General features: G+C 71.5%; 18 protein-coding genes. 4 read left to right on the forward strand and 14 right to left on the reverse strand.

The features are described from left to right. Positions 1–108: 108 nt before the first annotated feature. Both AC0VYL_RS25865 and AC0VYL_RS25870 read right to left on the reverse strand, forming a co-directional pair. Positions 109–1,734, reverse strand: a complete 1,626-nt coding sequence (locus AC0VYL_RS25865; RefSeq protein WP_475456779.1) for a peptide chain release factor 3 — start codon at positions 1,732–1,734, stop codon at positions 109–111. An 88-nt stretch (positions 1,735–1,822) separates the two neighbouring features. Further along, complete coding sequence (locus tag AC0VYL_RS25870) at positions 1,823–2,530, reverse strand: TetR/AcrR family transcriptional regulator (RefSeq protein ID WP_475481721.1); 708 nt, start codon at positions 2,528–2,530, stop codon at positions 1,823–1,825. Between the two features lie 116 nt (positions 2,531–2,646). Here AC0VYL_RS25870 and AC0VYL_RS25875 point away from each other — a divergent pair, with 116 nt between their 5' ends. Beyond that, positions 2,647–3,801: an acyl-CoA dehydrogenase family protein gene (locus AC0VYL_RS25875; protein WP_475456783.1), complete on the forward strand. Its 1,155-nt coding sequence runs from the start codon at positions 2,647–2,649 to the stop codon at positions 3,799–3,801. Between the two features lie 57 nt (positions 3,802–3,858). Here AC0VYL_RS25875 and AC0VYL_RS25880 read toward each other — a convergent pair whose 3' ends face one another. Then, a complete protein-coding gene (locus tag AC0VYL_RS25880) occupies positions 3,859–4,674 on the reverse strand; it encodes an NAD(P)H-binding protein (protein WP_475456785.1) in 816 nt (271 codons plus the stop codon). Positions 4,675–4,779: 105 nt separating this feature from the next. Then, positions 4,780–5,022, reverse strand: a complete 243-nt coding sequence (locus tag AC0VYL_RS25885; RefSeq protein WP_475481722.1) for a hypothetical protein — start codon at positions 5,020–5,022, stop codon at positions 4,780–4,782. A 148-nt stretch (positions 5,023–5,170) separates the two neighbouring features. On the opposite strand from AC0VYL_RS25885, the gene AC0VYL_RS25890 reads away from it, so the two are divergent. The 3 genes from AC0VYL_RS25890 to gad all read left to right on the forward strand — a co-directional run bounded on the left by AC0VYL_RS25890 (position 5,171) and on the right by gad (position 8,500). Then, a complete protein-coding gene (locus tag AC0VYL_RS25890) occupies positions 5,171–6,334 on the forward strand; it encodes a sensor histidine kinase (protein WP_475456789.1) in 1,164 nt (387 codons plus the stop codon). After that, entirely contained in the window at positions 6,331–7,020 is a 690-nt protein-coding gene (locus tag AC0VYL_RS25895; RefSeq protein ID WP_475456791.1) for a response regulator transcription factor, read from the forward strand. The genes AC0VYL_RS25890 and AC0VYL_RS25895 overlap by 4 nt, the downstream gene beginning before the upstream one ends. 76 nt (positions 7,021–7,096) lie before the next feature. Further along, positions 7,097–8,500, forward strand: a complete 1,404-nt coding sequence (gene gad, locus AC0VYL_RS25900) for a glutamate decarboxylase (protein ID WP_475481723.1) — start codon at positions 7,097–7,099, stop codon at positions 8,498–8,500. Here gad and AC0VYL_RS25905 read toward each other — a convergent pair. The 10 genes from AC0VYL_RS25905 to AC0VYL_RS25950 form a co-directional block, all read right to left on the reverse strand. Beyond that, entirely contained in the window at positions 8,497–10,200 is a 1,704-nt protein-coding gene (locus AC0VYL_RS25905; protein ID WP_475481724.1) for a serine/threonine-protein kinase, read from the reverse strand. The two genes, gad and AC0VYL_RS25905, sit on opposite strands and share 4 nt — an antisense overlap. A 242-nt stretch (positions 10,201–10,442) precedes the next feature. Further along, entirely contained in the window at positions 10,443–11,540 is a 1,098-nt protein-coding gene (locus AC0VYL_RS25910) for a cytochrome P450 family protein (protein WP_475481725.1), read from the reverse strand. After that, a complete protein-coding gene (locus tag AC0VYL_RS25915) occupies positions 11,537–12,823 on the reverse strand; it encodes a cytochrome P450 family protein (RefSeq protein WP_475483579.1) in 1,287 nt (428 codons plus the stop codon). The genes AC0VYL_RS25910 and AC0VYL_RS25915 overlap by 4 nt, the downstream gene beginning before the upstream one ends. A 246-nt stretch (positions 12,824–13,069) precedes the next feature. Then, positions 13,070–15,358 carry a heavy metal translocating P-type ATPase gene (locus AC0VYL_RS25920; RefSeq protein WP_475481726.1) on the reverse strand — a complete coding sequence of 763 codons (2,289 nt, stop codon included), beginning with the start codon at positions 15,356–15,358 and terminating at the stop codon, positions 13,070–13,072. A gap of 17 nt (positions 15,359–15,375) precedes the next feature. Continuing rightward, on the reverse strand, positions 15,376–15,579 hold the full coding sequence (locus tag AC0VYL_RS25925) for a hypothetical protein (protein ID WP_475481727.1): 204 nt from the start codon (positions 15,577–15,579) through the stop codon (positions 15,376–15,378). Between the two features lies 1 nt (position 15,580). Then, positions 15,581–15,790, reverse strand: coding sequence for a heavy-metal-associated domain-containing protein (locus AC0VYL_RS25930; RefSeq protein ID WP_475456803.1), 210 nt, complete (start codon positions 15,788–15,790; stop codon positions 15,581–15,583). A gap of 457 nt (positions 15,791–16,247) precedes the next feature. Then, positions 16,248–16,847 carry an N-acetyltransferase family protein gene (locus tag AC0VYL_RS25935; RefSeq protein ID WP_475456805.1) on the reverse strand — a complete coding sequence of 200 codons (600 nt, stop codon included), beginning with the start codon at positions 16,845–16,847 and terminating at the stop codon, positions 16,248–16,250. A 235-nt stretch (positions 16,848–17,082) separates the two neighbouring features. Then, positions 17,083–18,582, reverse strand: coding sequence for an alanine/glycine:cation symporter family protein (locus tag AC0VYL_RS25940; RefSeq protein WP_475481728.1), 1,500 nt, complete (start codon positions 18,580–18,582; stop codon positions 17,083–17,085). A gap of 129 nt (positions 18,583–18,711) precedes the next feature. Beyond that, the gene (locus AC0VYL_RS25945) at positions 18,712–18,999 is read right to left on the reverse strand and encodes a GNAT family N-acetyltransferase (RefSeq protein ID WP_475456809.1); all 288 of its coding nucleotides are present in this window, start codon (positions 18,997–18,999) and stop codon (positions 18,712–18,714) included. Positions 19,000–19,110: 111 nt separating this feature from the next. Continuing rightward, positions 19,111–20,049, reverse strand: a complete 939-nt coding sequence (locus tag AC0VYL_RS25950; RefSeq protein ID WP_475481729.1) for a DUF5996 family protein — start codon at positions 20,047–20,049, stop codon at positions 19,111–19,113. Positions 20,050–20,093 lie beyond the last annotated feature (44 nt).

A 20,093-nucleotide genomic window follows, 5' to 3' on the forward strand; every position in this document is an offset into this window, starting at 1 on the left:
AACGTGACCGAAGTCGACAACGGGTGACCGGCATTCACCGCCGGTAAACAATGACTTCGCGCAATGCCGGAGAATCCGACCCCCGCGTTGACAGCGGGTGACGGGGCGTTACTCGCCCTCGTCGACACCACCGGCGAGCAACGCCTGCATGAACAGCGACGGGTGGTCCCGCTCGATCACGCGCAGCCGCCACTTGTTGTGGACCAGCACCAGCAGTTCACCGTCCGAGCGGCGGCGCAGGACCTCGGCCCCGGACAGGGAGTGCAGGGTCGGCGCGGACTCCTCGTCGGTGCGCCGCGCCACCGAGTACTCCAGCGGGGAGGCCTCGATCGGGCTGCGGAACTCCTGCTCCATCCGGTGCCTGACGACGTCGAACTGGAGCGGGCCGACCGCCGCCAGCACCGGGGCCTGCTCGCCTCGCACGTCGGAGGTGAGCACCTGCACCACGCCCTCGGCGTCGAGCTGGGCGATACCGCGCTGGAACTGCTTGTACTTGCCCGCGTCCACCGCGCGCGCCACCACGAAGTGCTCGGGAGCGAAGCTGGGGATCGGCGGGAAGGCGACCTTCGGGCCGTCGAAGAGGGTGTCCCCCACCGCCAGCGCGTGCGCGTTGACCAGGGCGATCACGTCACCCGGGTAGGCCGTGTCGATGGTGGAGCGGTCCGAGCCGAAGACGGCCTGGGTGTACTTGGTGGCGAAGGGGCGGCCGGTGGGCGCGTGCGTGAGCACCATCCCCCGGTCGAACCGGCCCGAGCTGACCCGCACGAACGCCATCCGGTCCCGGTGGTTCTTGTCCATGTTGGCCTGCATCTTGAAGACCTGGCCGGAGAAGGGCTGCTCCACCCTGCGCGGCCGGTCCTTGTCGTCGACCTTGGCCGACGGCGCGGGGGCCAGGCCCACGACCGTGTCCAGCAGCTGGCCCACCCCGAAGTTGGACAGCGCGGCGCCGAACAGCACCGGGGAGGACTCGCCCGCCATGAAGGACTCGTGGTCGAAGTCGGCGCCCAGCGCCTCCAGGAGCTCGATCTCCTCCTGGGCCTGCTCCCAGGCGTCCAGCTCGACCTCGGCGGCGCGGTCGGCGTCCAGGACCTCCTCGATCGCCTTCTGGGCGCCGCCGGGGGTCCGGGTCATCTTGGTGTACGTGCCGCTGGTGCGGTCGACCAGGCCGCGGAAGTCGCCCGCGATGCCGACCGGCCAGTTCAGCGGGGTCGGGCGCAGGCCGATGCGCTGCTCGATCTCGTCGAGGAGCTCCAGCGGCTCGCGGCCCGGGCGGTCCCACTTGTTGACGAACGTGATGACCGGCATCCTGCGGGCGCGGCACACGTCGAAGAGCTTGAGGGTCTGCGGCTCCAAGCCCTTGGCCGAGTCCAGCAGCATGATCGCGCAGTCGACCGCCGAGAGCACCCGGTAGGTGTCCTCGGAGAAGTCGGCGTGGCCGGGGGTGTCCAGCAGGTTGAGGACGCGGTCGTCGTAGTCGATGCGCAGCGCGGCCGAGGTGATGGAGATCCCCCGGTCCTGCTCCATGTCCATCCAGTCCGAGGTGACGCCCTTGCGGTCGCCCTTGCCGTGCACCGCGCCGGCGGAGGAGATGGCCGCGGCGTGCAGCGCCAGCGCCTCGGTGAGCGTCGACTTACCGGCGTCGGGGTGCGAGATGACCGCGAAGGTCCGCCGCCGCTCCGCCTCATGGGCGACCTCGGACTCCTGCTTGGTCGCTCCCGCCGTGTCCACGCTCATCTGCGCTGTCCGCCCCGCCTCGTTCGCTGCCCTGCTTTCGGCCCCGTCCAGCCTACGCGCGCGCGGACGTGGCTGGGACCCGATCGGGCTAGCGGTCCCGCTCGACCGCCTCGGAGACCCGTCGCAGCAGGTCGGAGGTGTCCGCTCCGCGCGGGTAGACCGCCACGAGGACCCGTTCCCCTCGGGCGTCGGCAGCCCGCCCACGCGCGCCGCCGGGGCCGCCGAGCAGGGGCGCGGCGAGGTCGGTGACCCTGGTCATCGCCGCGTCGAAGCGGTCCCACACCCGTCCGTCGTCCGGCTCGCGCAGCCAGCCGCGCAGCACGTGGTTGTGGGCGGCGATGACGGCGGCGGCGACCATCTCGACCTCCAGGGACGGGCGGTCCTCCCCGGCGCTGTGGGCCAGGTAGCGGCTGAACGCGGCCTGGTAGCGCGCGGTCATCGCCACCTCCCGGTCCCGCAGCCGGGGGTGGGCGCGGACCAGCCGGTACCGGGGGACGGTGATCTCGGGGTCGCGGACGTAGCCCTGGAAGACCAGGCGCGCGGCGGCGGCCACCGTGTCCGCGGGGGGCGCGGGGGAGGCGTCCATGTAGCGCACGACCGTCTCGAAGAGCTCGTCGTGCTCGGCGAAGAGGAGGTCCTCCTTGGAGCCGAACCTGCGGAAGAGGCTGCGTCGGCTCACGCCCGTGGCGGCGGCGATGCCGTCCATGGTGGTGCCGTCGAAGCCCTCGTCGGTGAACAGTCGCACGGCCGCCAGCACGGCCTCGCGGGTCGACACACGTGTCGTCGCCACGCCCACCTCCCCTTCCCGGCGCCAAGGTATCCGACCCCGTCTGTGTACTTCGTCCCGATCATCTCCTACCCTGGCACCGAATGCCATATTCAGGCACGCGGTGCCAGACCGAGGAGAGCGTGATGGGCGACTTCGACCTGTTCAAGACCAACGAGGAGCACGAGGAACTGCGGGCGGCGGTCCGCTCCGTGGCCGAGGACAAGATCGCCCCGCACGCCGCCGAGGTGGACGAGCGGTCCGCCTTCCCGCAGGACGCCCTGGACGCCCTGGTCGCCACCGACTTCCACGCCGCGCACATCTCCGAGGACTACGAGGGCGTGGGCGCCGACGCGCTCGCCACCTGCGTCATCATCGAGGAGGTCGCCCGCGTGTGCGCCTCCTCCTCCCTCATCCCGGCGGTGAACAAGCTCGGCACCATGCCGCTGATCCTCGGCGCCTCCGAGGAGGTCAAGCAGCGCTACCTGCCGCCGGTCGCGCGCGGCGAGGCGATGTTCTCCTACGGCCTGTCCGAGCGCGAGGCCGGTTCCGACACGGCCTCCATGCGCAGCCTGGCCACCCCCAAGGGCGACGACTGGGTCCTGAACGGCCAGAAGTCCTGGATCACCAACGCCGGTGTCAGCGAGTACTACACCGTCCTGGCCGTCACCGACCCCGAGGGCAGGCGCGGCCGCAACATCTCCGCGTTCGTGGTCCACGCCGACGACGCCGGGTTCACCCTGGGCGAGCCCGAGCGCAAGCTCGGCATCAAGGGCTCCCCCACCCGCGAGCTGTTCTTCGACGACGTCCACCTCCCCGGTGACCGCATGGTCGGCGCGCCGGGCGAGGGCCTGAAGATCGCCCTGCGCACCCTGGACCACACCCGCGTCACCATCGGCGCGCAGGCCGTCGGCATCGCCCAGGGCGCCCTGGACCACGCCGTGGCCTACGTGAAGGAGCGCAAGCAGTTCGGGAAGTCGATCGCCGACTTCCAGGGCATCCAGTTCATGCTCGCGGACATGGCCATGAAGCTGGAGACCGCCCGGCAGATGGTCTACGTGGCCGCCGCCAAGTCCGAGCGCGGGGACGACGACCTCGCCTTCTACGGCGCCGCCGCCAAGTGCTTCGCCTCCGACGCCGCCATGGAGATCACCACCGACGCCGTGCAGCTGCTGGGCGGCGCCGGCTACGTGAAGGACTTCCCGCTGGAGCGCATGATGCGCGACGCCAAGATCACCCAGATCTACGAGGGCACCAACCAGATCCAGCGCATGGTGATGGCCCGCCAGCTCCTCAAGTAGGCCGCCGCCCCGCCCGGACGCCCGTCTCCCGCACCGGGGAGGCGGGCGTCCGGCGCGTCAGTGCACGGACTCGCGTACGAACTTGGCCACGGGGACGGGGTCGCGGCCCAGGGCTCGGCGGACGTCCTCGGTGACCACGGCGGCCCGGCCGTTGGCGACGGCCCGGAACCGCTCGTTGAGGGTGTCCACGTACCGGTCCGACCAGCCCATGTTGGTGGCCCGGAAGTAGAACCCGGCCTCATCGACCTTCTTGTACCGCCACACGGGGCTCTCCGTCCCCTTGGTCATCCGCACGAAGTCGCGGAAGGAGACGGGGGCGGGGCCGGTGAGCGTGTACTCGCGCCCGTGCAGGGAGTCGTCGGTGAGGGCCGCGACGACGGTGTGGGCGACGTCGCGCGCGTCCACGAAGCTGACCTCCGCGCGCTTGCGCAGCGGAAGCTCCAGCCGCCCGTTGCGCGAGCGCGCCAGCCGGGCGAAGAGGCCCTCGGTGAAGTCCTGGTCCAGCCAGTTGGGGCGGACCACCGTCCAGTGGTCGAACAGCTCGCGGACCCGGCGCTCCAACACGCGCTGTTCGGAGTCGGGCGGCCCGTCCTCGGTCCCCATCGCGGTGGTCAGCACCGCCGTCCGGACCCCCGCCCCGGCCGCCCTCTCCAGGAAGGCCCCGGCCCGGTCGGCCAGCCCGCTGGCCATGGGAACCGTCACGAAGAGGCTCTCCACCCCCTTCAGCGCCGGTTCCCAGCTGGTGGTGTCGGTCCAGTCCAGCCGCACCTCACCGTCCCTGGAGGCACCGGCGGCGGGCAGGCCGCGTCTGCGCAGTTCGGTCAGGACACGTCGACCCACCTGTCCGGTGGCGCCGGTGACCAGTGTGCTCATCGGGTGATCCCCCAGGTTCACGCGCGGGTGCTCCGCCTGCTGACGGTACCCACTCCCGGGGGCGGAACGAGCGCGAAACGGTGGAACCACCCGGACACCGTCCCCTCAGCCGCGCCTCCGGGAGGCGGTCAGCGACTCCACGGCGACGACGAGGACGATCCCGCAGGCGGCCAGCCCCAGGTTGGCGAGCAGGGCGTTCTCCTGGAGCGCCGCGACGTTCCGGACCACCAGGCGGTTGAAGGAGTTGAGCACGATCCCGAGGATCGGCTGGGTCCAGAGGTGGTCGACGGCCCCACTGATCCCCATGAGGGTGAGGAGGGCGCCCAGGCCCTGGAGTGCGGTGCGCATGGCACGACCCTAGGCAGCGGCTCCCCTCCGGCGGATCGGCCGCGGGGGTGGTCCCCGCACGACCAAAGTAGCGTCCCGCGCGGCCTTCGGTATCGAGTCCGCCCCGTCCCCCCACCTGCGCGGCCTCCACTCCCTAGACTCCGAGACGATGAACGAGACGACCTCCTCCCGGCAGCGGTACCGGCGCGGCGCGCGGGACTGGGTCGTGGACACCCTGATGTTCCTGACCGCCCTGGGCTTCGGGCTCCTGGGCGCGGTGACCCTGCCCGGCGAACCCCCGCCCCCGACCCCGCCCGACCCCCTGCGCGTCACCGAGCAGCTGGTCGCCCTGGCCTGCTGCGCGTCCCTGTGGTGGCGGCGCCGCTGGCCGGTGGGGATCGCGGTGGGCCTGGTCGTGGTCTCCGGGGTGTTCCCGCTGGCCGGAGGGGCGATGCTCGTCGCCCTGTTCTCCCTGTGCGTCCACCGCCCTCCCAGGGTGGGGCTCACGGTGCTCGGTCTGAGCTTCCTCTCCTCCTACGTGGGCGCCCTGGTCCACCCCGACCCGTACGGGACCCCCGTGGTGACCACGTTCCTGCTGGGCGCGGTGTTCCAGGGAGCGGCCGCCGGGTGGGGCCTGTCGGTGCAGCACCGGCGCCAGCTGTTCGACTCCCTGCGGGAGCGGGCCGCGCACGCCGAGGCCGAGGCGCAGCTGCGCGCCGAGCAGGCCCAGCACCGGGTCCGCGAGTCCATCGCCCGGGAGATCCACGACGTCCTGGGGCACCGGCTGTCGCTGCTCAGCGTGCACGCTGGCGCCCTGGAGTACCGGCCGGACGCCCCCGCCGAGGAGGTCGCCCGGTCCGCCGGGGTGATCCGGGAGAGCGCACACCAGGCCCTCCAGGACCTGCGCGAGGTGATCGGCGTGCTGCGCGCCCCGGTGGGCGAGCTCCCCCAGCCCACCATGGCCGACCTGGCCCAGCTGGTGGCCGAGGCCGGGGACACCGGAGCCGGGGTGGACTTCGTGGAGGAGTACTCGGGCGAGGTCCCCGAGCGCACCGGGCGCGCGGCGTACCGGATCGTCCAGGAGGGGCTGACCAACGCCCGCAAGCACGCGCCCGGCGCCCGCACGTCCGTGCGGATCTCCGGGTCCCCGGGCCGGGGGCTGAACGTGGAGGTGGGCAACGGACCCGCCGTCCGCGCCCCGGAGGCGCCCGGGGGCGGTCAGGGCATGGTCGGCCTGACCGAGCGGGTCTCCCTCGCCTCCGGCCGCCTGGAGTACGGCCCGACCGCCGGTGGTGGCTGGCGCCTGTCCGCCTGGCTACCGTGGCCCTCATGAGCGAAACGGAGCGGGACGTGGACCGTCGGATCGGTGTGGTGATCGTCGACGACGACGCCCTGGTGCGGGTCGGCCTGGTGATGATGATGGGCGGCGCCCCGGACGTGCGCGTGCTCGCGGAGGCCGAGGACGGGGCGGCGGTCCAGGAGCTCGTCGAGCGGCACGCCCCGGACGTGGTCCTGATGGACATCCGCATGCCCACGGTGGACGGGCTGACCGCCACCGAGAGGCTGCGGGCGCTGCCCGACCCGCCGGAGGTGCTGGTGCTCACCACCTTCGACGCCGACGAACACGTGCTGCGCGCCCTGCGGGCGGGGGCGGCCGGGTTCCTGCTCAAGGACACCCCGCCGGAGGAGATCGTGGAGTCGGTCCGGCGGGTGGCCCGGGGGTTTCCCGTGCTGTCCCCGAACGTCACGCGGCGGCTGATGGACCGGGTCGCCCAGAGCGACCAGGGAGGGCGCGCGGACCGGGCCCGGGCCCGCCTGTCACTGCTGAACGCGCGGGAGACCGAGGTTGCGGTGGCGGTGGGCGAGGGGCGGTCCAACGCGGACATCGCCGCGCGGCTGTTCCTGAGCGTGCCGACGGTCAAGACCCACGTGTCGAGTGTCCTGACCAAGCTGGACCTGAACAACCGCGTGCAGATCGCCCTCCTCGTGCACGACGCCAGACTCATCGACGAGGGGTGACCCCGCGCGGGTCCTCCCAGCTCATCGGGGTTCCGGATCGCATACTGGTGACCGGTCACGGTGACAGGGGGGATCGATGGGCGATCACGAGGGCGACGCCGACGTCTACGCGGAGCGGCTGATGCGCCACGGCGCGCCCAAGGAGGGCTTCCCCCGGCGGGGCACCGAGGCGCGGGTGGCCTACCAGCTGGTCCACGACGAGCTCATACTCGACGGCGTCTCCCGGATGAACCTCGCCACCTTCTGCACCACCTGGGTGGAGCCCGAGGTGCACCGGCTCATGGACGAGTCGCTCGACAAGAACATGATCGACAAGGACGAGTACCCGCAGACGGCGGAGCTGGAGAAGCGCTGCGTGCGCATGCTGGCCGACCTGTGGCACTCCCCCGACCCGGCCGGGGCCCCGGGCACCTCCACCACCGGCTCCAGCGAGGCCGCCATGCTCGGCGGCCTGGCGGCCAAGTTCGCCTGGCGCCGGCGCCGCGCGGCGGAGGGCAAACCCGCCGACCGGCCCAACCTCGTCTGCGGTCCGGTCCAGGTGTGCTGGGAGAAGTTCGCCCGCTACTTCGACGTCGAGCTCCGCCAGGTCCCCCTGCGCGGCGACCGGTACCTGATGGAACCGGACGACGTCGACCGCCACTGCGACGAGAACACCATCATGGTGGTCTGCAACTTCGGTCAGACCTTCACCGGGCTGTTCGAGGACGTCCGGGGCATCGCCGCCGCCCTCGACCGGTTCGAGGAGCGCACCGGCCACGACATCCGCATCCACGTGGACGGCGCCAACGGCGCGTTCGTCGCCCCGTTCTCCAACCCCGACCTGGTGTGGGACTTCCGGCTGCCCCGCGTCCGCTCCGTCAACGCCTCCGGGCACAAGACCGGCCTGGCCCCGCTCGGCGCGGGCTGGGCGGTCTGGCGCACCGCCGAGGACCTGCCGGAGGACCTCGTGTTCCAGGTCAACTACCTGGGCGGGACCGAGGCCACCTTCAGCCTGAACTTCTCGCGCCCCGGCGGGCAGGTGATCTCGCAGTACTACGACTTCGTCCGTCTGGGCCACGAGGGCTACCGGCTCGTGCACGGGGCCCAGCTGGAGACCGCGCGGCACCTGGCCGAGCGGGTGGCCGCGATGGGTCCGTTCGAGATCATCCACGGCGGCGACCCGGACCGGGGCATCAGCGCCGTGGCGTGGCGGATGGTCGGCGACGAGCCCTTCACCCTGTACGACCTGGCGGACCGCCTGCGCACCCGGGGCTGGCTGGTCCCGGCCTACCCGCTGCCCGCCGGCCGCCAGGACGAGGTCATCCAGCGCGTACTGGTGCGGCACGGTTTCAGCCACGACATGGCCGACCTGTTCCTGGCCGACCTGGAGCGCGCGATCGAACACCTGCGCGGCCACCCGCCCACGCCCTCGCTCACGCGGGACGAGGCGGGCGGCTTCAACCATGGCGCCGGTTCGGCCGTCCTGCCCCCGGGCTCCTAGGAGGCGGGCTCGAAGGACTCGGAGATGCGGTCGAGGAGTTCGTGGTTGTAGTCCTGCTCGTCGGCGCTCACCAGGAACAGGGCGTATCCGACGTCCTCGGTGTGGAAGCCTCGGTTGATGGCGTGCATCTCGCCGTCGCGGCCGCTGAAGGTGAACTCCCAGTCGGCGGCGCTGACGTAGTCGTCGGCCCAGGCCGTGTCCACGTCCTCGATACCGATCAGCGAGTAGCCGGAGAAGTTCTGACGGCCGGTCGGCTCGAAGTCGCGCCAGTCGTCACCGGCGTCGTCGTTGGGGTTGGCCGTCTGGTCGACCAGCAGGTATCCGCCGTCCGGGTTGCGGAAGTAGACCATGTGGCCCTGGCGGTCGACCTCCCAGTTCCCGGGGACGTCCACGGAGAAGCCGCTGGAGTCCTCGTGGCGGTCGAGGAAGTCCCACTGGTCGTCCTCCTGCTCCTCCTCTTCCTCCGCCGCCTCCTCGTCCGCGCCGTCCCCGCCCTCGGCGGGGGTCTCGGAGCCCTCCTCGGCGGGATCCTCCTCCGGGGCGCCTCCGGCGGCCTGTTCCTCACTGGAACCGGCCAGCCCGGCGTCGGCGTCGTCCGAACGGTTCATGCTGACGAACAGCGTGGTCGCGCCGACCGCCAGCAGCAGGACGACGGCGGCCGCCGCGACCAGCAGCGTCCGGCCCCGTGATCCGGCCGTGTGCTCCCGGGGGCGCCGGGGGATGTCGGCGAGCGGCGGCGCGGGTGCGGGAGCGGCCTCGGCGGCGCCGACCGCGCGGTGCGCGGTGCCCTGGTCGGTGACCCGGTTCCCTTCCGAGGGGTCCTCCGGAGCCGGTCCCAGGGAGGGAGCCAGCATGGTGGTGCTCGTCGAACCGGAGTCCCGGATCTCCCGCAGGAGGGCACGGACCTCGTTGACCGACGGCCGGTCCTCGGGCCGCTTCTCCGTGAGGGCCTCCAGGACCGGACGGAGCGCGCCCGCGTTGGGGGTCTCCGGGAGGTCCTGGGTGACGATGGCGGTCAGGGTGGCCATCGGGGTGGGGCGGTCGAACGGCAGCGCGCCCTCCACCGCCTGGTAGAGGGTGATGCCCAGCGCCCACATGTCGGAGGCGGGGGTGGCCGCGCGGCCGTGCGCGATCTCCGGGGCGAGGTAGCTCGGTGACCCGATCAGCAGTCCGGTGCTGGTCAGGTGGGTGGAACCGTCCAGGTGGGCGATGCCGAAGTCGGTGAGGACGGCGCGGTCGTTCCCGGCGATGAGCACGTTGCCGGGCTTGATGTCGCGGTGCACGATGCCGCGGTCGTGCGCCTCGGCCAGACCGGCGGCCATCTGCTCACCGACGTTGGCGGCGCGGGGGACCTCCAGCGCTCCCTCGTCCTTGATGAGGTCCCCGAGGGAGGGCCCCCGGACGAGCTCCATCACGATCCACGGGCGGCCGTCCTCCTCGGCCACGTCGAACACGGTGATGATGGAGGGGTGGCTGAGCTGGGCGGCGCTGCGGGCCTCGCGGATCATGCGGGTGCGCAGGACGTCGACCTCGTGCGGGGGCAGGCTCGGCGGCGTGGTCAGCTCCTTGACCGCGACCGGGCGGTCCAACAGGGTGTCCGTGCCGCGCCAGACCCGGCCCATGCCGCCCGCGCCGATGACCTCGTCCAGGCGGTACCGGTTGACCAGGACACGGCCGGGGTCGGATTCCGAACTGTTCATGTGCGCGCGATCCTCTTCGGGGGAGGGGGCCTTCCGTGGGAGGAGGGCGGGACAGGGCAGGGGGTCGTCGGGAGGAGGTCGGGGGACCCTGCCGAGTCTAGGAGGCGGGACCCGCTCCTCGGTGCTCTCCCGGAGGTGCCAACCCCGTTGCCGTCGGTCACACATCCCCCGGAATCATCCCTGACATGCGCGAATCCCGCCGGGGCCACCGGGGTGACCTCCGACGGGATCGAGGGGCAGGGTCAGCGCAGCCGGACCGGGAGGGCGTCGACCCCGGAGGCGATGATCGACGGGGCCGGGACCAGGTCGGCGTCGTCCACCGCCACGTCCAGGTCCGGGAAGCGCGCGAACAGGCGCGGCAGCACCTCGTTCACCTCCATCCGGGCCAGGCTCGCCCCCAGGCAGTAGTGGCGGCCGTGGGAGAAGGACAGGTGCGAGCTGTCCTCACGGGTGACGTCGAACTCCTCGGAGGTGGGCCCGTGGCGCGCGTCGTCCCGGCTGGCCGAGCCGTAGCCGAGCAGGAGCGGTTCGCCCTTGGGGACCGGCACCCCCGCCAGTTCCAGGTCCTCCGTCGTGTAGCGCATCGGCACGTACTGGCCGGGCGGGTCCCAGCGGAGCACCTCCTCGACGGCCCTGGACCACTCCACCTTTCCCGCCACGACCAGGTCGAGCTGGTCGCGGTGGTTCGTGAGCGCCCGCACCGCGTTGGAGATCAGGTTCATCGTGGTCTCGTATCCGGCGCTGATGAACAGCACCAGGTTCCAGATGAGCTCGTCCTCGGTGAGCCGGTCCTCCTCGTCGCGGGCGGCGATGAGGGCGGTGGTCAGGTCGTCGCCGGGTGCGGCGCGCTTGGTCTCCACCAGTTCGGTGAGCACGCCCCACAGCTCGAAGAAGGTGGCCATCGCCTCCTCGGGGGTGACGCTCTGGTCGAAGAAGACGCCGACCGGCCCGTGCAGCCGGGGCCGCGTCGCCTCGTCCACCCCGAACAGCTCGCTGATCACGGTGAGCGGCAGCGGCTGGGAGACGACGGCGCGCAGGTCCACGACCCCGTCCGGGCTCTCCTCGGCCGCCCTCTCCAGGTCGTCCAGGAGCGACTCGACGATGGCGACGACCCCCTCGCGGAGCAGCTCGACCCGGCGCGGGGTGAAGGCCTTGGAGACCAGCCGACGCAGACGGGTGTGGTCCTCACCGTCCTTGGACAGCATGTTCTCGTTGATGATCCACGAGATCAGCGGCCAGTCCGCCGGGATCTCCCCGGCGTTGAAGGCGGTCCAGTACTTCTTGTCCTTCTGCACGCGCGGGTCGGCCAGGGCCGCGCTGACGGCCTCGTGGGTGGTCACGACCCACGCGTCAACCTCACCAGGAAGGCGGACAGGGACGACAGGGGCGATCTTCCGGAGGTGGGTGCTCTGCGCGCGGAGGTTTCCGGGCGCGAGTCTGACGCGGTCCATGGAGTTCCTTCGACGGGGGTGGGGGGCGGGGGGATCTGGGGGGTGAACTGCACGGGAAGGGTGACGGGGATCCAGGACAGGGCGGACAGCTGCCAGCGCAGGTCCTCCGGCGGCACCTCCACCCTGAGCCCCGGCAGGCGGTCGAGGAGGGTGCGCAGCGCGACCATCGTGATCGTGGTGGCCTCCTCGCGCGCCGGACAGCGGTGCGGCCCGGCGCCCCAGGCCACGTGGGCCCGGTTGCGGGACTCCTCCATCCGCTCCGCGTTCTCCTCCACGTAGAAGCGGTTGGCCGCGGCGAAGCCCAGCAGGATCGGGGAACCCGCCTCGATGGTGCGGCCGCCGCCGAGCGGCACGTCCACGCGCGGGTAGATGACGGGGTAGTTGGTGATGGGCGGGTCGCGCCACAGCACCCGGTCGACGATGTCGGCCAGCATCGTCGGGGAGGGCGCGCGGTCGGTCGGAGCGTTGGGGTCGGCCAGGACCTCGCGCACGCCCGCGTTGATGAGGTTGGCGGTCGGCTCGTTGGCGGCGGCGACCACCAGCAGGAGCTGCATGATCACCTCCTCGTCGGTGAGCGCGGCGCGGTGCCGGATCAGGCGGGTGGTGACGTCGTCGCCGGGTTCGCGGTGTTTGGCGGTGACCACCTCGGAGAGCGCCAGTTCGGCCTGGGAGTTGGACCGCTCGGTGTCGACCCCCAGCCACAGGTTGCGCATGGCCTCGACGAAGCGCACGCCCTGGTCGCGGTCGAACCCGAACAGCTCGTTGATGACGAGGAGCGGGAGCATCCGGGCGTACTCGTTGAGGACGTCGGCCCGGCCGCGCTCGCAGAACTGGTCGATGAGCCCGTTGGCGTAGCGGGCGGTGACCTCGACCCAGCGGTCGGAGCTGATCGCGCCGAGGCTGTCCGTGATCGCCCTGCGGTAGCGCTGGTGCTCGGTCCCGTCCACGAAGAGCGCGTTGGGGCGGGGGGCCATCATGGGCAGGACCGCCGCGTCGGCGCTGACGCGGCCCTCGTGGAAGTCCTTCCACAGGCGGGCGTCGTGCCCGAACGTGGTGGTGTCCCGCGACCACGCGATGAGGGTGGTGTAGTCGGTGACGAGCCACCCGTGCACACCGGGTTCGAGCTCCACCGGGACCACCGGTCCGTGCTCGGCGCGCATGCGTTCGTACACGGCGTAGGGGTCGGGTCGCGCTTCGTGGTGGTACAGCTTCGCGCGGGGGCATCCAGATGTCACGGGAGGGACCTCGGCTGTGCGGGGGCGGCTGCGGAGCGGACGTCCTCTCTCGTGTTCGGTTGGGGGACGACAACGCGCGGGCGGGCCGCCCGGATCGACGCGGAGCCCCACAGGGGGTGGGACTCGGCGCAACCCTAGCGGCCCGCCCGCGATGGATGCGAGACCTGCGTCACATTGCCACTACTAAGTGTCGATCTGACCGGTTCCGGTCAGTGGACGGAACCGGCGCAACCGCTGACTGTTCGTCACCACGAACACGCTCGACAGCGCCATCGCCGCCCCGGCGAGCATCGGGTTGAGCAGGCCCATCGCGGCCAGGGGCAGCGCCGCGGTGTTGTAGGCGAAGGCCCAGAACAGGTTGCCCTTGATGGTGCCGAGCGTGCGCCGGGACAGCCGGACCGCGTCGGCGGCCGCCCGCAGGTCCCCCCGGACCAGGGTGAGGTCGCTGGCCTCGATGGCGACGTCGGTGCCGGTGCCCATGGACAGCCCCAGGTCGGCCTGGGCGAGCGCGGCGGCGTCGTTGACCCCGTCACCGACCATCGCCACCGTGCGGCCCTCGGACTGGAGCCGGGTGACCACGTCCACCTTGTCCTTGGGCAGGACCTCCGCGATGACCTCGTCGATGCCCACCTCGGCGGCGACCGAGCGGGCCACGGCCTCGTTGTCGCCGGTCAGCAGGATCGGGGTGAGCCCGAGGTCGCGGAACTGGCGCACCGCCTCGGCGCTGGTCGGCTTGACGGTGTCGGACACCACCAGCACGCCCCGGGCCCGTCCGTCCCAGCCGACCGCGACGGCGGTGCGGCCCTCGGCCTCGGCGGCCCGCATGGCCCGGGTCAGGTCGTCGGTCAGGGGCTGGGACCACTCCTCCAGGAGGGCCGCCCGGCCCACGAGGACGGCGTGGCCCTCCACGACGCCCTGCACGCCCAGGCCCTCGACGTTGGCGAAGTCCTCCGGGACGGGCAGGTCCCCGACCCGCGCCACGGCCCCCGTGGCGACGGCGCGGGCGATCGGGTGTTCGGAGGCGTTCTCCAGGGCGCCCGCCAGGCGCAGGACCTCGGCCTCGTCCTCCCCCTCGGCGACGGTGACCCCGGCCAGGGCCATCTTGCCGGTGGTGACGGTGCCGGTCTTGTCCAGCACCACGGTGTCCACCCGCCGGGTGCTCTCCAACACCTCGGGGCCCTTGATCAGGATGCCCAGCTGGGCACCGCGCCCGGTGCCCACCATGAGGGCCATCGGGGTGGCCAGGCCGAGGGCGCAGGGGCAGGCGATGATCAGCACGGCCACGGCGGCGGTGAAGGCAGCCCCGGCCGGGTCGCCGGTGCCGAGCCAGAAACCGAGGGCGGCGACGGCGATCATGATGGCGACGGGGACGAACACCCCGGACACCCGGTCGGCGAGCCGCTGCACGGCGGCCTTGCCGTTCTGGGCGTCCTCGACCAGGCGCGCCATCTGCGCGAGCTGGGTGTCGGAGCCGACCCGCGAGGCCCGCACGACCAGGCGGCCGCCGGCGTTGACGGTGGCGCCGACCACGGCGGAGCCGGGCGCCACCTCGACCGGGACGGACTCGCCGGTGAGCATGCTCATGTCGACGGCTGAGGTGCCCTCCTCCACGGCGCCGTCCGTGGCGATCTTCTCGCCGGGGCGGACCACGAACCGGTCACCGACCGCGAGCTGGTCCACGGGGACCAGTTCCTCACGGGCGGCGGCGCCCGTGCCGCGCAGCACGGCGACCTCCTTGGCGCCCATCTCCAGCAGCGCGCGCAGCGCGGCCCCCGCGCGCCGCTTGGAGCGCGCCTCGAAGAACTTGCCGAGGAGGATGAAGGAGGTGACGCCCGCCGCGACCTCCAGGTAGACGTTGCCCGACCCGTCGGTGCGGGCGATGGTGAACTCGAAGGGGTGGGTCATGCCCGGGGTTCCCGCCGTGCCCAGGAACAGGGCGTAGAGGGACCACAGGAAGGCCGAGGTGACGCCCAGGGACACCAGGGTGTCCATGGTGGCGGTGCCCAGCCTGAGGTTCTTCCACGCGGCGACGTGGAAGGGCAGCGCGCCCCAGACCACGACCGGCGCGGCCAGCGCGAGCGAGGCCCACTGCCAGTAGGTGAACTGGAGCGCGGGGACCATCGCCATCGCGATGACGGGTACGGACAGCACGATGGAGACCAGGGCGCGGTTCCACAGGGCCTGGGTGGGGTCGGCCGGTTCGGACGCCCCGGCGGCGGCCTCGGGGTCGGTCCGGGGCACGGCGGCGGTGTAGCCCGCCTTCTCGACCTGGGTGACCAGGTCCTCGACCGGGATCGCCGCGCCCTCGAAGGTGACGCGGGCCTTCTCGGTCGCGAAGTTGACGGTGGCGGTGACACCCTCCAACTTGTTGAGGCGCTTCTCCACCCGGTTGGCACAGGCCGCGCAGGTCATCCCGCCGATCGCCAGTTCCACCGGCTCCACCGCGGCGGACGCCGTCTTGCTGCTACTCATATGCCGCTCCAGGATGGTTAGTGGTCGACGCCGTCGTCGACGCGGTCCCGCTCGGTGCCGTCGTGGTCCTGTTCGGCGGGGACCGGGGACTCCACGCTCTCCGCGTGCCCTCCGGTCTGGTCCGGCAGGACGGGGCCGACCAGCGTGCCGGCCCCGAACGCCGCGACGAACACGACCACGAGACCCACCGCGTACAGCGCGAGCTTCGTGGTCACACCCATGTCAGCTCGCCACCTCGTACCCGGCCTCGTCGATCGCGGCGCGCACGGCCGCGTCGTCGATCTGGCTCTCGCCGGTGACGGTGACCTTCTTGCTCTCCAGGTCGACCTGCACGTCGGTGACTCCGGAGACCCCGCTGACCTCCTCGGTGACCGAGTTGACGCAGTGTCCGCAGCTCATGCCCTCGACGGTGTAGACGGCGGTGCTGGCCATTCCTGCCTCCTGGTGGGTTCTGCCGCGCCGGTGCGCGGACTCGCGTTCCAACGAGGCCCAATATACCCCCCTGGGGTATGCATCTGTCAAACACCGGCGACGCCTCGACTCGGAACGCGCAGCCCAGCTTACCCCAGGGGGGTACCAAGCGCCGATCAAACCCCTGCCACGGGCGGGCAGGCGCACGCGAAGGGGCCCCGCGACGCGCGCGGGGACCCCTTGGATCATCGGACACCCCGGGGCCGCCACGACGGCGACACACCCGCGCTGACCGGGAGAAGTCGTGTTCCGGATACCCTCCCCCCGTTTGTCGGCCACCGCCTGGGGCGGCCGGAGGAGGAAAGGAACGGAAGGGGGGACGTGGGGGACGGGGGACTCAGGGGGGACGGGGGAACGTGGGGGACGGGGGACTCAGGCGGGGACGGGGGAACGTGGGGGACGGGGAAACGTGGGTGGACTACTCGGCCTTGAGCTCCAGCCGGGCCACCACCCGCTCACTCAGGTGGTGCCCCTCCAGCGTGAAACCGGCCCTGCGGAACATCTCGACCGTGCCGGTGTAGACCTCGGCACTGGGGGCGCGCCCGCCCGCCGTGTCCACGGGGTAGGCCTCCAGGACCCTCCCCCCGCCCGCGCGGGCGTACTCGATCGCGCCGTCCAGCAGACGGCTGCCCATCCCGCGCTTGCGCCTGCGCGGCGGCAGCCAGAAGCACACCAGGGACCACACCCCGGGTTCGTCGGGATCGGCGGGACGCAGCGTCCGCGAGCGGGACAGGCGGATGAAGTCCTCCCGCGGAGCGACCGAGACCCAGCCGCAGGGGCCGTCCCCGTCATAGGCGATCAGCCCCGGAACCCGTCCGTCCAGGGTCAGTCGACGCAACTCCTCCTTGTTGTCCAGACCCCGCGTGGACCGGTCGCAGGACACGCTCGCCGTGTGGTCCTTGGCGCGTCTTCGGAAGAACGTGCACCAGCAGTGCCCGTACGCTCCGGTCGGTCCGAACAGGTTCTCCAGGTCATCCCACCGCTCGGCGGTGGCGGGCTCGATTGAGACGATGGACATCGGACTCCCTCGCGAGGCACAACTCTGACCGCCACAACTGTGATCCAGCACACTAGCGATGATCCGCGGTGACCGAAAGAACACGGATGCCTGAAAGCTCCTACCGTTAGGGATTTGTGTGCTTTCGGGAGTGAACCAAGCGCCGTCTGAGCCGTCAGGGGCCCCTGGGAAACAACGCGGGGGCGCGCCCGAACCGCTCGGACGCGCCCCCCGTCAGCCCCCCGTCAGCACCCGGTCAGGAGGAGAGGCCCTCCTTCTCCCGGGCCTCGGCGTCCTCGGCCGGCTCCCAGCACTCCACCCCGCGCACGTCCGGCATCCGGTCCCTGGTGAAGACCGGGTCCAGCCCCTGGTTGCGCTGGTCCGTGTAGTCCTTGAGCAGACGGCAGGCGATCACCGTCAGCGGGGCGATGGCGATCAGGTTGACCAGTGCCATCAGGCCCATCGTGGTGTCGGCCAGCGTCCAGATCAGGTCGATCGACCCCAGCGAACCCAGGAAGGTGGCGACGAGGAAGACCACCTTGTAGCCGAACAGCACGTTCCCGTTGCCGGTCAGGTACTCGACGTTGGACTCGCCGTAGTAGTAGTTGCCGAGCACCGAGGTGAACGCCACCAGGAAGATGATGAGCGTCATCAGGTGCATCGCCCAGGGCCCGAGCATGGCCATCAGGGCCATCTGGGTGAGGTCGCCCTCCATGGTGCCGTCGAGGGTCCCCTGGTAGCCGAGCAGGACGATGAAGGCGGTCACCGAGCAGACCACCAGGGTGTCCACGTAGACGCCGAGGGTCTGCACCAGGCCCTGCTTGACCGGGTGCGTGACCGAGGCGCTGGCCGCCGCGTTCGGCGCGGAACCGAGACCGGCCTCGTTGGAGAACATGCCCCGTCGGACGCCCTGGATGATCACCACGCCCAGAGCGGCGGCGGCGAACTCGCCCAGGCCGAACGCGTTCTGGATGATCGAGGCGAACATGCCCGGCACGAGCTGCCAGTTCAGCGCCATGACGATCAGGCCGATGACGATGTAGAGCCCGGCGAAGAAGGGGATCAGCGCCTGTGCGGTGTTGGCGATCCGGCGGACGCCGCCGAAGATCACCAGGGCGGTGAGGACCACCAGCAGGGCACCGACGACCACGGAGAACACCAGGTTGGTCTCCGCGCCCAGCTCACCCGCCGAGTTGGCGATCGTGTTGGTGATGGTGTTGCTCTGCACCGCGTTGAACACCATCGGGAAGGTGATGATGAGGATGACCGCGAAGACCACGGCGAGCCAGCGCTGCCCCAGCCCGCGCTCGATGTAGTAGGCGGGCCCACCCCGGTACCCGGCCGAGTGGCGGACCTTGTACAGCTGCGCGAGCGTGGACTCCACGAAGCTCGCGGCGCACACCACCAGGGCCATCACCCACATCCAGAAGACCGCTCCGGGGCCTCCCAGGGAGATGGCGATCGAGACGCCGATGATGTTGCCCGTGCCGATCCGCGCGGCGGCCGAGATGAAGAAGGCCTGAAGCGAGGAGACGGCCTTCTTGCCGTCGGGCGCGACCTCGGGCTTGCTCTTCAGCACCCGGAACATCTCCGGGAACATCCGGAACTGCACGAGGCCGCTCCGGACGGTGATGTAGACACTCACCACGATCAGGAGCGGGATCAGGACCCAGGCCCAGAAGAAGTCGTCGTTGAACGTGCCGATCGCGTCCGTGACGCGGGCATCGAGGGTGGGTACTGCGTCTGCCAGTAGCACGGGGGTGGGGCTCCTTCGCTCCAAACGAGGACAACCGCCGACCCATGCCCCGGAAAGGGCACGAAACACCATCCGGGCCGCACTGTACCCGGATGGTGATACTTCCGTTATTCGGTTGTCCCGGTCGTATCAGCCCTCGTGAACGAGGTCCGCGTACTCCGGGTTGCGCTTGAGGAAGGCCCGCGCGAAGGGGCAGACGGGCACGATCCTCAGCCCCCGCTCCCGGATCTCGTCCAGGGACCGGCGCATGAGCTCACTGGCCACGCCCCGGCCCTCGAAGGCGGACTCGACCTCCACGTGCGGAAGGGCCAGGACCCCCTCGGATATGAGGTGGTAGGCGGAGAAGCCGACCACCCTGCCGTCGGCGCTCACCTCGTAGCGGGATCGTTCCGGCACGTCGACGACGGACAACTCCATGGCCACTTCCCCTGCCTCGTGCGTGTCACACGCGCGTGGTGCGCGCGTCGTGGGCCCCACAGGATGTCATGTTCCCTGCCGGACCCACCCGCGTACACCCTCCCGAGGAGGTCAGTGCCCCGCCAGGTGGGGGTCGGTGACCCCGCCCGGACAGGCCATGGCGTCCACGTCCCACCCCAGCCGCCCCGCCCCGGCACGGTAGGCGCTCTCCAGGAACCCGAGGACCGCCGCCCGGCGGTCGGGCTGCTCGCGGACGTCGGCGTAGCGCAACAGCGCCAGGTGCCCCTGCCCGCTCGTCCGCCACTCCGCCTCGACGGGGCTGAGCGGCTCCTCGGTGAGCCCCTCCGGCTCGGGCGCCGCGTAGGCGTAGAAGCAGGGTTCGGGCACGGCGTCGTCGCCGAACCAGAACCCGAAGCTGACCACCTCACGCGAGTAGGCCTCGCGCACCAGGCCGCCCGCACCCTCCGGCTGCCGGATCCGGTGCGGCGAGAACCGGGTGACCGCGATGTCGAACGTGTGCCAGAAGTGGTGCACCGGGCTGGTCTTGCCGGAGAAGGACGACGCGAACTCCTCCAGCACCAGGTTCACCTGACTCAGGATCCGCCAGTACCGGTTGGCGTGCTCGGGCACGTACGTGGCGTGCTGGTGGTCCGTCACGAAGGGGCGGCCGGAGTCCGGGAGGTCGAAGGGGGTGGCCCGCGGGATGCTGCCGTCCACCCCCAGGCTGTCCAGGGCCGACTGGAACTGGAGGTAGAACGAGGCCACGCTGTGTCCCTGGAGCGGGAAGGTCGCGGTGTGCCCCTCCAGGTTCGACGCCACCAGTTCGTGTCGGACGAAGTCGAAGTCCACGGTGAAGACCGGGTTACCGTCCACCAGCCCCATCGGACGGGACGTCACACCGCTGCCGGTCAGGTGGAAGGGCACGTTCCACCAGTGGTTGCGGCGCGGGCTGTGGGCCAGCCGGACCTTGCCGACGATCTGCTCGAAGCGGTGCAGGGTCTGCTTGGTGTCGTACCACTCGTCGAGCGGGAACGCGGGGAACAGCTCCATGATGACGGTTCTCCTGGTCGGTTCACATGGGCGGCGCGGCGTGG

It is taken from the genome of Nocardiopsis sp. iso_238, from assembly GCF_056173325.1.